This is a genomic window from Pseudomonas sp. FDAARGOS_380 (assembly GCF_002591235.1).
In the GTDB taxonomy this organism is placed as follows: Bacteria; Pseudomonadota; Gammaproteobacteria; order Pseudomonadales; family Pseudomonadaceae; genus Aquipseudomonas; species Aquipseudomonas salmasensis.
Genome location: NZ_CP023969.1, coordinates 5,135,945 through 5,151,798, shown reverse-complemented (window position 1 = coordinate 5,151,798; position 15,854 = coordinate 5,135,945). Strand labels below are relative to the sequence as shown.

Genomic DNA, 15,854 nt, shown 5'->3' with positions numbered 1-15,854 from the left:
CGGCTAACAGTTTTTCCAATCAACCGACGCCTCGAACGCTGCGGCGGCCTGGTAAATCGTGCCTTCGGCGTAGTGCTTGCCAACCAGCATCAGCCCGACAGGTAGACCGTCTACCAGGCCGCAGGGAATCGACATGGCCGGATGGCCGGTGATGTCCTGGGCGGAGGCATTGCCGATCATTTCCAGCGCACGGGCGACGTACTCGGTAACCGAGCAACCCGGCTGCGGGTGGGGCTGGGCGATGATCGGCACGGTGGGCATCACCAGCAGGTCATAGCGCGCCAACGCGGCGTCATACCCGGCGCGTGCCACGCGCCTGAGGTTTTGTGCCTTGGCGTAGAACCGCCCGTTGTAGCGCTCCAGACCGTATTGCCCGACGAACATGCACAGCTTGAGAGAGGCGGATAGCTCATTGGCTTGAGCGCGCCATCCGGCTTGCTGGTCCAGCAAGCCGACGTCATACAGCCCTTGCCAGTTAAAGCCGGCCCCATTGCCGTGCATCATCTGCATCATCAAGCCTTCGCAGCCGATGGGGTGCCACAGCGAACCGGCAATGCTGTGCTCAGGCACCGACACCTCCTCGATCTGCGCGCCCAGCCGCGCAAACGCTGCAATGGCCTGGCGTACGCACGACGCCACACGCGGGTCCTGGTTGGCCAATTCAAAACCTTCGCGCAGGATGCCGATCCTCAGCCCGCTGACACCGCGCTCCAGGTAATCACTGTAAGCGTCGACCTGCGGCGCGGCTTGTCGCGGATCAAGCCCATCGGCGCCGGCCATCACCTCCAGCATCAAGGCGTTGTCGCGTACGTTTGCGGTAATGGGGCCGGCGTGATCGATAGTCGCCTCGATGGCCATGATGCCGGTGTAGGGCACCAGCCCGTGGGTCGGCTTCATGCCGTAAGTGCCGCAGAAGGCGGAAGGGATGCGGATTGAGCCGCCCTGGTCACCGCCGACGGCCAGGTCGACCTCGCCGGCAGCGACCAGCGCTGCGCTGCCGGAAGACGAACCACCCGAGGCAAACCCTTGGCGATAGGGGTTGTGCACCGGTGCAGGATCGGAGGTGTGGCTGCCGCCGGACAGGCAGTAGTGTTCGCACGTTGCCTTGCCGAGAATGGTGGCGCCGGCATCCAGCAAGCGCGTGACAACCGTGGCGTCGAAAGCGGGGACGAAGCCTTCAAGCGGCTTGGCACCATTCATCATGGGCACGCCAGCCAGCGAAATATTGTCCTTGAGGGCGACCGTTTTACCCGCCAGCTTGCCTTCGCGCGCACCGTTGACTTCGGTGCGGAAGTACCAGGCGTTGAGCGGGTTGTGTGCGGCTGAGGGGCGGTAGCCTGAGCTGCGTTCATAACGCACCGGGGGGATGAAGTCCGGCAGCTCGTCAACCAGGTCATAGGCATCGAAGCTTGCCTGCATAAGCGCCAGGTATTCATCGGCTTGCTGCGCATCGAGCTGCATGTGCAGGCTGCTCGAAATAGCCAATAGCTGTTCAAGGGTGGGGCGAGCGATTGCCATGGTTGGCTGTCCTTATCGTAAATGGCCGAAGAGCACTGCATGCTCACTATCAGCGGGCCTGGGGCTCAAGATAGTCCGCGCATCCAGCCGGTGGCTTGGTTGAGAAAGACATCGACTTGGCTGAGCGGGACACCCTGGCGCCAGGGGCGCGCGTTCGCAGTGTCTGGCGTTAAAAAATGTGCGCGTAACGCAGGTTCATGCGGAAGTCTTCGCGGGTGCCGTTGTCCACCGAGAGGTCTTTGCCCAATTGCAGTTGCACCTGGTCGGTGGGGGTGACGAATTTGGTGGCGGTAAGGCGCACGTTGGTGGTGCCCAACTCGTTGTCCTGATTGACATGCTCGATGTTTGTCTCGCCTCCCCAGGTACGCCCAAAGCCAATACCAAAGGTGGTGGTGGCGTCCGGCATGTAACGCCCCATGATCTGCGCTGCGTAGGACACGTCCTGCTTCAGGCGGTCGGCATTGGCACCGTAATCGGTGTTGTCGCCATACCAGGTCGCGCCGCCGACCAGGTCCATCGCCCATTTCTCTGTGAAGTGCTTGACGTAGGCACTCTGCAGTTCGAACTTCCAGCGGTTCTCCCCGAGGTTGAGTGCGTCATCCTTGTCATACGTGCCCGAAGGCACATACACATAGGGGGCGATACTGAGGGTGTCGCGGGCTTCGTTGAACCGCCATTTCACCGGCGCGGTGAGGATCAAGTCGCCCACGCCGCGAGTACTGCCCAGTGCGGAGGCGTCACCTGCGCCGGAGACGTGGCCGAAAGGCAAAAGAAATTGCGGGTCGATGGTGACCGTGTCGCTGAGTGCATACACATGGAGCAGACGCAGGATGCCCACGTCGGAGGTCACCCTGAAGTCAGAGCTGGCCTTGTGGCCGTTGGCGTAAGCCGAGTCCGTAGTGGCGTGCTGGTAATAAATCGCCCCGATAGTGGCACCGACCGGATATTGCTCGTAGTCGCCAGGCGCGACTTCACCCGCGTTCGCGTGAAGGGCGGGCAACAGGGTGGAGAGGGTCAGCAGGCGGATCTTATTCATCGTTTATTCCTCGCACAGGGGACCGGGCCACCCGTGGAGGGTGGCAAGGCGGTAGAAGCAGGGGGGTTAAACGCCGAGGGCGCTCAGGCTGTGGGCGGCAGGGCGTCGCGCAACATCCCGGTTTGCGCGTGACAGTTGATGTACTCGAAGACCTGGCTCTTGGCGTCGGACACGGACACCTCGTGGTACAGCCTCAACTTCTTCAAGCCCGCGGCCACGCGAAAGAACGTCACGAAAATACGCAGGTGGGTCGGGTGGGATTCGGCCCAGCGTTCGAGTTTCTCCACTGAGCGCCAGTGACCGATGTTGTAGCTCAGGTCGAGCACGTTGCCGTCCAGGTCGATATTGCGCACGAACCTGTTGCTGTAGCAGCCCAACGGTTGGCCGTTGTCCCGCAGGAAATCCATGCCGTCCTGCAACGTCGGTAAAATTTCGTCGAGGTAGAGCGAGCGTTCCTCTGCCTCGGCATCCGCCCAGTCCTGGCCTGAACGAATCAGTGTGAGGTTGTCATGCCCCAGCACCACCACGCGTCCGCCCTTGGCCGGGTCGCCCGCAACCACTTGCAGCTCGCTCGTGGGCTTCATCCAGTCGGTCTGGGAGATGGGGAAACGGTCGCGCATCGAGCCCCAGTAGCCGTGTTCTTCGATCTCGCCACTGGTGGCATCCATAACTGCGCCAACACCCGGCAGGTTCTCCTGGAAGGCGTACAGCGTCTCGAACTGCTCGGCACGCGGCGCGGTGATTTCGCGGAAGTAACCCAGGCCTTCACCCAGGCGATCCGGCGAACTCCACCAGTCATTCACCTGGGGTGAACGCAACCAGCGGCAATGGGCGGCAGGGTCTTTCCAGTACCCGACCACAATCAGATTATCAAAGCCGCTGCTGTCGGTGTGCTGGGTCAAATCGTAGTTCTGCGGGCCGTCGGCCTGGCTGAAACTGCCGACGATGTGACGCATCGCCTGCAAAGCAGCCTCGTGCTGGGCATCGCCTTGAAATTGCACGCCCAGATAAGCCATCACCACTTGTTGCAGTTGCTCGTCAGCGCGCGCCACCCACATCGGGAACGGCGGTTGATACTCCTCGGGCACGCGGCGGGACAGGGTGCGTGGGCATTTGAGATGTGTGTCGATTGCAGATTCCATCTTGAGGTCCTCGTTATTTTGGTTCAGGCCTACGGGTGGGCGTCAGCGCGTCGGCGGCAGGGGGCGCTTGGCGGCCTGCCGTCGGTGCAGCAGCTGCATGGTTCCCCATTCAATCAACCAATAAGCCGACTCCTCAGGTGCGAGATCGCGCCGTTGCAGAAGCCAGGAGGAGTCAGCCAATCGGGGTGAAGAGTGTCGATGCATGGCGTACCTCATCAGCGGGGTATGAGCTGCTGTGAGGTGGAAATTAGGCCGGCAGAGGAGGGCGCGCTTTGTTCGGTGAGACAACCGCTTGGTTGGCAAAGACAGGCCGGCTACGGAGGTTTACCTGTGGTCTGCGTTGGTGCACGCGGGCTGATGATGTGATGTGCTGTGCCCTTAAACGGGCCACAACTGCGGTGCGACGCGGGCCAACTGTGGGAGCTGGCTTGCCTGCGATGACGCCCTGCCAGCCGACACTCATCTACCTGACACCCCGCGGTCAAACTTGTGGGAGCGGGCTTGCTCGCGAAGGCGGCCTGGCGGTCAACACAGTTGGATTGTGTGCATATCCATTGCTGCGGTAACGGCCGCTTAGGGTTCCGCCTGACGGCGGGTCACTTTGGAAAAGAGCCCCAAAGTAACCAAAGGGCTCTTGCCCCACCACTCGGCACCTCGCTTGGGCTCGGTGTGCCCGTAATCCGCCAGCGTGGTTTGACGGGGCGCCTAAGATCAAAAGCAGATCAAGAGCAAGAGCGGCTCGCTTCGCATCGTGGTTACCGTTGGCTGCAACCTAAGCCGGCCTGCCATTGCGTTTGGCGTGTTAATTGCTTTGATGGCTGACAATCGGCCGCACGTTACAACTTCTCGCGCGCCTATTGCATCGTTGTCGAGGTCAGCGTCATGAACCCGAACACTCAGTATTCGACCCTTGCCGTCCCTGCAACACGTCGGTTTGATTATTGGAAAGAAGTGGTCTGCCGCCATTGCCTGGCGGCCGATAGCAAACCCTTGTCCCAGAGCCGCTTTGATGGCTCGCTCACCCTTAATACAGTCGGTGCGCTGGACATCTGTACGCTGTCGTCACCGTTGCATTACTGGGAGCGTTCCGAGCAGCACCTGCGCAGCGGCCCGGCTGAAGATTTATGGTTGGGTTTCGCTCGAAAGGGCCATGGGCAAATCGAACAAGGCTCAAGAAAAGCCAACCTGGCAACGGGCAATTTGTTTCTTTATGACGCAACACAGGCGTTTCGCTTCAGCCTGGGTGGTACCGAAAACCACTTGATCCGTATTCCAAGAGCGTTGCTCACCGAGCGCCTGCCGCGTATTGCCGAGTACACCGCGATGGTCCTCGACGACCGGCGCCCAGGTGTAGTGCCCTTGCGCGAAATGCTGCACCAGGCCGCGAGCACGCCCGCGTCGCTGCAGGATGAGCGCATCTCCAATCGTTACTCAAGTGCTGTGCTTGATCTGCTGGTGATCAGCCTGGAACTCCAGGACCTGAAAGCCAGCCATCAGGAAATGGACCTCTACGGCCGCATCATGCAGTACATCCAACGCCACCTGACCGAGCCGGATCTGTCGATCGAAGCCATCGCCAAAGCCCACAATGTATCCACCCGCACCGTTACACGGGCCTTCGCCCGCTACCAGAAAACCCCCGTTGCAGAGATCTGGAAAGAGCGCCTGAATGCCAGCCGAGAAGCGATCGAGCGTGGCCAGGTGCGCAGTGTGTCCGAAGCGGCGCTGGACTTTGGGTTCTCTGACTTCTCGCATTTCAGCCATGCGTTTCGTAAGGCGTTTGGGGTGGCACCGAATACGCTTTTGCGCCGGGATTGAGATTTGGCGGGGGTATTAAATGGCTTTTGCCGGGTAGCGAGCCTCTGAAAAGCCAGGAATGATCAGCCTTCCCGGCGACGCCTAGAGGATATCCGGATCCCCGTAGAACATTTTGACTTGGCTCTAGCTCAGTATTTTCAGGTCGGAAAAAACTAAAATATGCCCCCAGTTTTGCTCCTAGGAGCGCGGGTTATGCGGGCGATCGAGATTGGCGATCTGTGAGGCGGAGCAGGGTGGTCGTCGATGGCTTTTTGTGTACGTCGGCTCGGCTTGCTGGATGATTGGCCGCATAGGGCAAGGCACTAAGAGCCTGGTAGGACACCAAATCACATTCGGTGTCCGGTGTGTCATAGCTCAACGACAGATATTACGGCTAGCTGCTTACGCTGCTAGCCGTAATATCAGTGTTGGGAGAAGTCTATTGATAAAAGAGCGTGCCTGCACTCGCCCCTATAGTTGAAGACCAGGCGTGCGCCGCAACGAATGCTAGCGTCCGCCTCGTAGATCTAGGCGGTCTAGCTCCTCAAGAGTTTGGACAACGACCTCGACAAGTTCCCCGTCAAAGTCATCGCGGTCTGCCTCCTCAGGAGTGTCTTTGTTCAGGTAGGTCCAGATAAGATTACTGACTGGAATACTGGTATACCGCAAAATGCGGCCATACGCAGCAAGAAGTGGCTCTCTGTTCGCATGGTCGAAGGTGTGGGCATCTCCCAATTTCTTGACCAACGCTTCGCATAGATTTCTTAATACAGGCTTGGCACCGACGCCAGCCAACATGAGATTCAACACGCCTTGGTCATGACTTCCAAGCCACCGCCAAGCCTTATCGCTCAGCATCTCCAAGGCTTGGCGAGAGGCAGCGAGCGTATCCCGGTCGTTGAGCGCTTCTCTTGCTGCCCTGGCCTTGGCGATGTAGTTCACACTCGGTACGTTGCCGGTAACTCGAGGTTGATAGTTGCCATCGTGATGTCGGAGCAGGTAGACCTGCCATGCATTTCTGCAATGGGCAGGAAGGTGTTGTTGGATGTCTTTGATGAACTCGTTGCTATGACAGGTGACGATTAGTTGGATTTGAGCGAAGTGGTCGCCCTCAAAGATCGCTTCTCGGATTCCGCCTCGATGGTCATGGCCGATGGTATTGATTGCGTCGTCGAAACGATAACTGGGCAGCCGATGCTCTTCGCTTTGGTCATCAAAATGGCAAGGCCGGGACAACGTATATGCCCCTCGCTCAGAACGTGAAGCGCATCGACGGGGATCTCAGGGTTTCCTCGAAAGCTGATTTCGATTTTTTCTTCGCTAGTCAAAGGCAGATGCAGCGCTGATAGCTTGCCCTCGTCGCGATCACTGCGATTGAACGCGTAATTCGGTATGAGGTGGTGTCATGCTATTCCGCCGGAACATCTGCTTCGTCGGATTTGCGGAATATCCTCTTTTTCAAGTCATATAGCAAAATAAGAATTGCGTTGATCTGAGGGCGTATGCCCGCTGCAGCTTTTGCGAGTTTTAACGACAGTGCGAATATTATAATGTAAGGCCAGTAATAGAGCTGAAATCTGTAGAAGGCAATATCGACTTTTGATTTGGCCGCCCTAAGCTCTATATTTTGCCTATCGATTATCTTCAGAGTACTTTCACTTTTTTCCTTCCATTCGTTTACTGCTTTCAGTTGATCCATATCTGCCGCCATGCATGGTAATAAGCCTTGCAGCATTGAGCTTGCGTTTCTGATTTGCGCTTCACGGGTTTCCTTAATAAATTGGCCTACGTTCGAGCGGGAATATACAGCCTTGTCTAGCATCTGAAGATCTTCGAGGCTGGCTTGCTCAAGCTCCTGTTGAGCTTTTGGTATAGCACCGTATGCGCCGATTCCCAATTTTTTCTGCGAGATCTCCCTAAAGCCCTTGATCAAATAGTTAGTGGTGCTACTCAGCAACTCGCCTTCTTTTTCAAATTCAAGTAGCAGATTTTGCGCTGCGTTGCAGGTGCTGATAATTCTTTTTTCAATAGCCTCTTTTCTGTGAGGGGCTATTTCATTGATAAATTTCTCAATCGGTGGATTAATTGTTCGGGCTGCCTCGCACTCAGGTGAATAAAAACTACCGCAACTTTTATTCATTATTGAAGAGAATGTCAAAAGCTCCAAGGATGTCCTGTATAGATCTTCGCTAACATTATAGCTCATGGCGGGCTGATTTTTAGCGAGCTCACTATACCGCAATTCTACTTCTGTCTTCTGTTCATTGATTTCTATGACTTGACGCTCGCCAGCATTGTTCTGAAATAAGACCCAGACGCTGACTGCAACCAATGGATAGTATAAGCAGTCCACCCAAAGCCAAGAGCTAGGTTTGTGGAACCGGAGGCCAATACATGCTGCTAGCAACATTACAGAACATGCAAATACTGATAGTGGAAACAATTTTTTCTCGGCTTACAGAGGTTTATGGTGCAGGCATTATGCCATGATTTGCAGGGTTTGGAATACGTCGCGAACGGTTTATATCCGGATTTTAGAGGGTGCGAGATGAAATGAGACGTCGGAGTATACGGGGTGAACATTAGTTTTCAGATCTTGTTTTCAGTGTGACAAGAGTAGGTGTCGATTAATTAACCAAAAGGACATATAGTTAACTTTCGCTATGCGCCGGCAGGATCAATAAATACCAAAAAAGTTTAAGCTGGAAACGTTGGCGGTACTCTTGGGTGTTGGAGTGACATCAAAAGTCTAGACTTTGTCAGTTAAAGGCTATAAGGGTCCCCGCAACATTTGACTAGGCTCTAGTTCGATAGTTTTAGCCTGAAATAAACGAATTGCGCACCGGTTTTCCCCCATCAATATAGGGGGCGCGAGCGTTCGTGAATAGCGATTTCCTACGGGCTCCAATGTGACAGTGGCTCGAATAGGTGCGACTCGGTAGGCTGGATGAGCTATTAGTATTTGGTAAGTCCTAGGTTGTTCGGAAGAGGACATGAGTAATGAGTCGATATCCTTAAACGGAGTCGTCGATTCTGTCTCTTTAACAGATATCCTTACATTGATACGCGAGATACTCGTGCTCTGCATGATTTTGCCAGTGGGCATCGATCCTTGTCTCCATCGACAGCTGGAGCGTAATGCCGGGTGCTTGGTCACGGAAAACGCCTAACAAGCGATTGTCCAGTATTGAAGTGGTACTCAAACTTTCTGGTCTTGGGTCTCGATAGGCTGGTTGGACCCAGAGCCTCCCTCTTCAATTGGCCGACAAGTGGGTTGCCAACGAGGGCACTCTGGTTGAGATGCAGAGGGAGAGCCTTACCTGAATTTACAATTGTTCGTGACAAAGACGAATTTTAGCATTTAAATGTCGTGTTGAGATTGTTGGGTATAAGCGCAACGAATCATGCTTTGCCGTGCTTGGCTAATTGCTTGATTCCTAGTGCTAGTCAAATATTTATCTTGTGGTTTCCATAGAGCTTGCAGTCGTGATCTCGTCTAGCTCAATTAGTCTGTTATTCGGGACGGTTAGCTCAGTAACTGACGTCCATTTTTCATTTTCTACCAGTTTGGCAAGTGCGAATAATTTATCCTTGAACCCGACGAAAATTCTTCGTGTTTCTTCGTAAACCTCTATGAACAGATTTCGCTGGGTTTGGTCTGCTTCTGTTTTTATTGCAGTTGGTTCGGTTCGAATGCCGGTGAGTATTATCATTAGCTCGTCAATCCTTCCTTTGTCAGTAAGGCCGGAAGTGTCAATGACACCGTTCTCATAAACGTCATTGACGTTCTCTGTTTTAAAATTGAGGGTATTTTTCACATACCATTCAATCTCAGCGATCACTCCAGCGCATAGCACCATAATTCTATTCGTCAGATATTCTTCAACTGCTTGTGCTGAAACTAGCTTATTAGAAGGTTTTGGAAATACAGTTGCAGCACCTGCGGCCTTTCCGCGGTAGGTGTCAACGCAAACGCCTCCGATCTTGAATCCTACCTCTCGGGCCATCAGCCAGTGTCCTAGCTCATGATGAATGACTCGCCTCACGTCTTGTTGCTCGCTCAGCTTTGGCAGTGCCATAAACAGTCCTTAATTCATCGAATGTCGTATTACAGTCAGGATTCTTCGACTGTGAGGGCTTTGAGATCGTGTACCTTTGGGGGCATATAGTTGCTCCGCCGGATCAAATCTCCTTTGACTCGGCGAAAGCATTTGCCAGGCGCTACCAGCGCTGGGCGAGGGCAGGGCGAAGGTTCGACAAGGCAGATGGCAGCTCCTGATGACAGACCATACCGAGGTATGTCGCTGCCCGGGTGGCACCTACATACAGGAATCGCTCGAACAGAGTAGGTTTTGCTTCGACGAGCTCATCCAGCCCTATGAAGAACACGGCTTCGAATTCTAGCCCCTTGATGTGCTGGACATCAAACACCCGGATATCGGACTGGCTACCCAAAGACTGGCCATCGACACAAGGAACCGCGAGCAGACTCCTGCTCCCTAGTTTTTTGGTGAGCGCTTCGGCAACGGGTTTCACGTGCGCCTCGGATGCGACCAGGACGGCAATCGTAGGAACCGGCTCATTTTTGGAGCGGATCTGATCTTCGATCTCAAAGATCCTCTCGGCGATCCAGGTGACGACATCTTCACCCTGGAGGTTTTCCCCTAGCACCGGCGGTACGCCTTCGTGAGAGGAATGCTCCGGCAGGCTGCCTACTGCTTCAGTGTCTCCATCCATGTGTTCGAGCAGTTTGATGGCAAAGCTGTTCAATAGGCGACTCTGCCGATATACCGTGTTGATTCGCTGAGGCTTGAGGCGAGGGGAAATCCACCCAAGCTGATCGAGGTGTTTGAGGCCAACCCCTGTGATCCGTTGGTTGAAATCTCCGCAGGCGAAGAACGATTCAATAGCAGGGTCAGTCAGGCTCTCCATGCAAGCAAGCTGGAGGAGCGAGAAGTCCGTGGCTTCGTCTACTAGGACTTGCTGCAGGAATTGGCTCGAGATCCTGGCAAGCTCGGTGAAGCGAGGTTCGTCTATATGCCGCTTCACGAAATCTTGGCGGATGAGGTCGCGAGCGGATCGAAGCATGAGAAGGAGAATTGCGTCGAGTTCAGTCTCATCAATGTGAGAAGCGTGCTCTGGTCGCTGATAGCTATACCTATCAAGCGTCACGCTGTCGCGACGGAATGCTCTGTAGCTTGCAGGGACGTCAAGTACGTAGCGTCTCCATGCATTCCTGAAGCGCCTTAGTGCGTTTTGGAAGCACATCTCTCGCCCAAGCGTTTTAAGCCATTCATCGGAGGGGACTCGATCCCCAAGCCAGTCTCGTATTTGAGCTGCACGGCTTGCCTTACCTAGATTGCCATTGCGATAGCGAGTACGCGCATAGGTCTGGAGAAACGTTTGGTAAGCCGCGAATGCTTTGAGCTCTGCTGTGTGCGTGGGCGTGCCTGTTCCTTCCTCTCCGTTATCATCATCAAGCTCGGTACCATCTTCGTCTTCATCATCGTTTTGACCGAGGACTTCGAGAAAGGTGGCCATCTCCCCGAAGACAGCATTGTTCCGGTTATGGAGGAGGTTACCTTGCTGTTGTATCAGCTTATCTGAGGTTGCACGACTGGCTTTGAGCATAGGGTCAATCCGCGCCTCGAGATTGTTCCACTCGGCATAGGCGCTCTGCAGTCCTTCCGGCTGAAGTCCATCGACCGTGGCAAACAGCTTGTGCACAACTGCGTCTACTAGGTTAGGAGCCGAATCCCTCAGCAGAATTGCTCCTTCCTTCAGGGAGGAGAGGAGGCGGCTTTGGTGTAGTGACTTGAAATCGGCGAACCACTGGCGCGGATCATCGTTGATGTCCATCGGGGCGAATTGGTGATCCTCCTTGAGAATGCATGTGCCACCGTTGCCCGTCTTGAGGATGCCAAGTGTCGACCTTGCCAGCTCATGTCGGCGCTTGCTCCAGGTCTTGATGTGCTCGTCAGAAGCCGGGACATTCTCACGGTTGAAGGCCTCTTTGACGTAATGCTTTAAGAGGTCTGAAGGCGTGAACATCATCCAGCGCGAGCGCTTAGACTGAGGGCCCAGCAGGAGGCGTTCGTCCTGGCTAAGGGCTTCCCAATCCAGCTTCTGGCCGAGGCGTTTGATCAAGGTGGTTGTCTTGCCTGTCCCGGGAGGGCCCAGGATGATTAGTTGGTGGTCTACTGAGAGGCGAAAGATTTCGTCTTGGAATTTGTCGAGAATCGCTTGGTCTCGAAGGGCCATAGCATTTCGGATTTCGTGACGCACACCTTCCCGGATCTTCTCGGTTTCAGACTTGCCGCCAAGCATGGCGAAGAAGGCATTGCTGTCATCCGGCAGGATAACTTTACGAAGAGAAGGAATCGTCTGAGGTGCTAAACGTTCTTGTCGCCAAATGCTGTCGATTGAGTCCCAGAGCTCAGCACTCTTCTGAGGCTTCAGATCGAGTTTGCCCAAGACCCGATAGCTGACTTTTTTACCCGCGATTTCTAGATCAACGTCCTCACCAGCGCCATGAGCAGCCAAGCGACCGAACGGTGAGCGGTAGCCTGCTAGCTTGCCGTGATTAAGAACAAATCCTCCAGTCGTACGACAGATGTAGTAGGTCTCCACTTGGCCTTTGTCATTCTCAACTACTATACGTGAGACAGCTGGCTCTCGAACGAGGCTAGCAAGCGATTTGGTCACGTCGTCAGAGATGGATGCAATCTGCTCGACGGCCGCCGCGCCAGTGAAGGTATTAACGACTGCCAAGGCATCAAAGGCCTCGCGACTTCCAGTGGCGAGCTGCTTTGAAGCAATTTGTTCGATTTGGTGGAACGAATCTAATGCGTCGTTGGCAATTTCCAAGGCATCACTGGAACTCATTGAAGCTCTCCCTGTTTCGAATGGGCGTGACCTGAGCGGCAAGGCATGCGAGTGAGCAGCTTCCTATGCTCAAGATAACGATGTCTGTCGGTTAACTCATATCCTAAATCGTCGCGGCATTGGTTGCTAGCATATTGCCATGAATGGATGCATCCATGCAGTGAGAGTCATCCAATGAAGTGGTGGCAACTCTGCTGAGGTTGACTGCTTGGTATCATCGGTCGATGTGCTGTTGGAATGCGTGATGGTTGTGAAGCGGGGTAGCGGGGCTCTGAGCTCCCGAGCAGCATCTTTTTGCCTTTACAGTATGCGGCGCTAGTGGCTCGACCAGGTCTCTAAGTTGGTATTTGTTATGCGTCATCGTCATTGACGAGCACGCGGGCGAGGGATCGGTTCATTTTCGATCAGGCGGACAGAGCTCAACATAATCACAACGAGCCTTTCGAGGCCCGGAGTGCCGCAGAAAGCTGAATAACCAGCTTCTTGGCGTCGGTTGTCACGGGGCAGGCCATGGCTACTTCTACTGTTTCTTTCCAACGACCACTGTGGTTGTCGTTCCTGGACGGATTTTCAGGATTTCAGAGGCGCCAGAAGGACGCTTCAAATCTATAAACTGAAGTGATTTGATAGCGCTGGACAGCGGTTTGGGAGCAGCAGCGTTTAACTTTTTCGAGAAGGGGCGGATGGACCTCAGACTGGGGGATCCTTTTCAAACCATCCAAAACATACCCTCAGATATGCCCCCAATGTAGCGATCCTCTGGAAATGGATGGATCTCCATGCCTATGAAAAGCCAGGAATGATCAAATGATCAGCCTACCCGACGAAACCTAAAGACTATCCGGATCCCCAAAAAACATCTGAATCCGCGACCTCAACCACCGCTCCCCCGGATCATTATCCTGCGACCCCCGCCACGCCATATGCAGCTCAAACGAGCGCACCGGCAACGGCGGATCCTCGGCACGCAAACCACCCGCCGAGGTCAGCGCTTCCGCCGCATAATCCGGCACCGTTGCCAAAATGTCCGTACCCGCCAGCAATGTACCCAGGCCGTTGAACTGCGGCACCGCGAGTACAACGTGGCGCTTGCGGCCGAGTTTTTCCAGCTCTTCATCGATAAACCCGCTCAAGTCACCGGCAAAGGACACGAGCGCGTGGGGCCGTGAGCAGAAGTCGTCCAGGCTCAGCGAGCCCGGTACGCTGTCGGCGCGCAGCAGTTTGGGCAGGCTGCGGCGCAGTACCTTGCGTTTGGCGTTGGCGGGCAGGTCGGCGGTGTAGCTGACGCCGATGGAGATTTCTCCGGAGGCGAGCAGGCCGGGCATCAGGATGTAGTTGACGCGGCGTACCACCAGCACGATGCCGGGGGCTTCGGAGCGCAGGCGTTTGAGCAGTTGCGGGAGCAGGGCGAATTCCACGTCGTCGGACAGGCCAATGCGAAACACTGCGGTGCTGGTGGCCGGGTCGAATTCGGCGGCGCGGCTGACGGCGGTGGAGATCGAGTCCAGGGCCGGGGAGAGCAGGGCGAAGATTTCCACGGCGCGGGCCGAGGGTTCCATGCTGCGCCCGGTGCGCACGAACAGGGGGTCATCGAACAATCCGCGCAGGCGTGACAGTGCCGCGCTGATGGCCGGCTGGCCGAGGAACAATTTCTCGGCGGCGCGGGTCACACTGCGCTCATGCATCAAGGTTTCGAATACGATCAAGAGGTTAAGGTCGACACGACGCAGGTCGTTACGGTTCATCTTGTGTCCTGGAAGAGTCAGCAAACTTGATGTGAGCGGTCACGTAGCAACCCCTGAGGTTCGATTCAGAAGGATGACCGGCATGAATCTTACGGGGAAAGGCTGGTACTCTGCACCGGCTAATTGATTTTTCCTACGACAGTTGAGGGGTGTTCCTCCTTCGCGGAATCAATGACAGGCATGTCGACTATTAATGGTGACCGGTGGTCTTACCCCCAAAGCCCAGATAAAGTTCATGGCATTAGAGGTTACTTTGACGAGGTTTGCGATGTCCCGCACGATCCGTTTTCACAAGTTTGGTCCGGCCGAGGTGCTCAAATGCGAAGAGCATGCAGCCGCGCAGCCCGCACCGGGCGAAGTGCAGGTGCGTGTCGACGCGATCGGTATCAGCTGGTACGACATTCTGTGGCGCCAGAACCTGGCGTCTTCCCATGCACGCCTGCCTTCTGGCCTGGGCCATGAAATGGCCGGTGTCGTAGTTGCCCTCGGCGACGGCGTGGATGACTTGGCAGTGGGCGATAAGGTGGCCAGTTTTCCGGCCGAGAGCCCCAATGATTACCCGGTGTATGGCGAGCAGATCGTCTTGCCCCGTTCGGCCCTGACCCGCTACCCGGATGTCTTGAGCCCGATTGAAGCCAGCGTGCATTACACGCCGCTGCTGATTGCGTACTTTGCCTACATGGACCTGGCGCGGGTCAAACCCGGCCAGTTTGCCCTGGTGACGGACGCCAGCCACTGTGCCGGCCCTTCGTTTGTGCAGCTGGGCAAGGCCCTGGGTGTGCGGGTGATTGCCGCCACCAAAGACAGTGCTGAACGCGAATACCTGCTGTCTCTCGGGGCAGAAAAAGTCATTGTGACCGAAGAACAAGACCTGCTGATGCAGATCAACAAGTTCACCGACAACCGTGGCGTCGACGTGGTGTTCGATGGCCTGGGTGGCCCGCAGATGTCGCTGCTCGGTGACGTCCTGGCGCCGCGTGGCAGCCTGGTGCTGTATGGCCTGCAAGGTGGCAATCAGACGCCATTCCCGGCCTGTGCGGCGTTCCAGAAGAACATCCAGTTCTTTGTGCACTGTATCGGCAACTTCACCGGCAAGCCGGAGCTGGGCATTATCCAGGATCAGGTGGCGTTGCAGCGTGCGTTGCGCGATATCAACCAGCTGACGGCCGACCGGGTGCTTGTCCCACTGAAAACCACGGTATTTCCGTTCAGTCAGTTCGTCGAAGCGCACCGATACATGGATGAATGCCCGTGTCGCGAACGGGTGGCGTTGCAGGTTGAAGCTGTTTGAGCTGTAGGAGTATTCGCAAATGAATGCTCTGGCGCCTGAGCTGATGAGGCAAATGCGCCATTTGACAGGGCTTAACCCGCACCGGGGTTGAGCCGCCGCAGGGGCGTTGCGCCCCGCAAACAATACCGTTATTGCCGTGCGCCGCCCTGAAATCCAGTGCGGCGCTTGTGTGTGGGCGTCATTTAAGTTGGGCAGGCAGGTCATCTGAGCTGCTTTTTGACGCCGTTCTGTATCTGTTAATCATTATTTGAGTGCCGATAATTGAGTCTTCATTGTCATCTCAAGGATTGAGCCATGATTGATTACACGGCAGTTGCGTCACGCACCTTCAGAACTAACGAGGCTCGGATTGTTTCTCCCGCAAAGTGCAAAACGAATACCCTGTTGCCTTGCGCGCAGCGAAGGTGGGCAGGTGATTAATATTCGTCGGACGCTTCTCT

The 15,854-nt window shown here is 55.5% G+C and carries 10 protein-coding genes; 2 read left to right on the top strand and 8 right to left on the bottom strand.

The annotated features are described in order from the left end of the window. Positions 1-3: 3 nt before the first annotated feature. The 3 genes from CRN80_RS24190 to CRN80_RS24180 form a co-directional block, all read right to left on the bottom strand. Entirely contained in the window at positions 4-1,518 is a 1,515-nt protein-coding gene (locus CRN80_RS24190) for an amidase (protein WP_032891979.1), read from the bottom strand. Positions 1,519-1,687: 169 nt separating this feature from the next. Then, on the bottom strand, positions 1,688-2,554 hold the full coding sequence (locus tag CRN80_RS24185) for a transporter (protein ID WP_098951565.1): 867 nt from the start codon (positions 2,552-2,554) through the stop codon (positions 1,688-1,690). An 83-nt stretch (positions 2,555-2,637) separates the two neighbouring features. Beyond that, a complete protein-coding gene (locus tag CRN80_RS24180; protein WP_098951563.1) occupies positions 2,638-3,696 on the bottom strand; it encodes a phenylacetaldoxime dehydratase family protein in 1,059 nt (352 codons plus the stop codon). A gap of 882 nt (positions 3,697-4,578) precedes the next feature. Between CRN80_RS24180 and CRN80_RS24170 the strand changes: the two genes are divergently transcribed. After that, on the top strand, positions 4,579-5,514 hold the full coding sequence (locus CRN80_RS24170) for a helix-turn-helix domain-containing protein (RefSeq protein ID WP_032897442.1): 936 nt from the start codon (positions 4,579-4,581) through the stop codon (positions 5,512-5,514). A 486-nt stretch (positions 5,515-6,000) separates the two neighbouring features. Here CRN80_RS24170 and CRN80_RS24165 read toward each other — a convergent pair whose 3' ends face one another. The 5 genes from CRN80_RS24165 to CRN80_RS24145 form a co-directional block, all read right to left on the bottom strand. Then, positions 6,001-6,729, bottom strand: coding sequence for a hypothetical protein (locus CRN80_RS24165; RefSeq protein WP_218197443.1), 729 nt, complete (start codon positions 6,727-6,729; stop codon positions 6,001-6,003). Between the two features lie 172 nt (positions 6,730-6,901). After that, a complete protein-coding gene (locus CRN80_RS24160) occupies positions 6,902-7,903 on the bottom strand; it encodes a hypothetical protein (RefSeq protein ID WP_098951562.1) in 1,002 nt (333 codons plus the stop codon). Positions 7,904-8,948: 1,045 nt separating this feature from the next. Beyond that, entirely contained in the window at positions 8,949-9,572 is a 624-nt protein-coding gene (locus CRN80_RS24155; protein WP_098951560.1) for a hypothetical protein, read from the bottom strand. A 142-nt stretch (positions 9,573-9,714) separates the two neighbouring features. After that, positions 9,715-12,378: an ATP-binding domain-containing protein gene (locus CRN80_RS24150; protein WP_098951559.1), complete on the bottom strand. Its 2,664-nt coding sequence runs from the start codon at positions 12,376-12,378 to the stop codon at positions 9,715-9,717. A gap of 830 nt (positions 12,379-13,208) precedes the next feature. Next, positions 13,209-14,123: a LysR family transcriptional regulator gene (locus CRN80_RS24145; RefSeq protein ID WP_014718389.1), complete on the bottom strand. Its 915-nt coding sequence runs from the start codon at positions 14,121-14,123 to the stop codon at positions 13,209-13,211. Positions 14,124-14,391: 268 nt separating this feature from the next. Here CRN80_RS24145 and CRN80_RS24140 point away from each other — a divergent pair, with 268 nt between their 5' ends. After that, a complete protein-coding gene (locus tag CRN80_RS24140) occupies positions 14,392-15,414 on the top strand; it encodes a zinc-dependent alcohol dehydrogenase family protein (RefSeq protein ID WP_032891964.1) in 1,023 nt (340 codons plus the stop codon). Positions 15,415-15,854 lie beyond the last annotated feature (440 nt).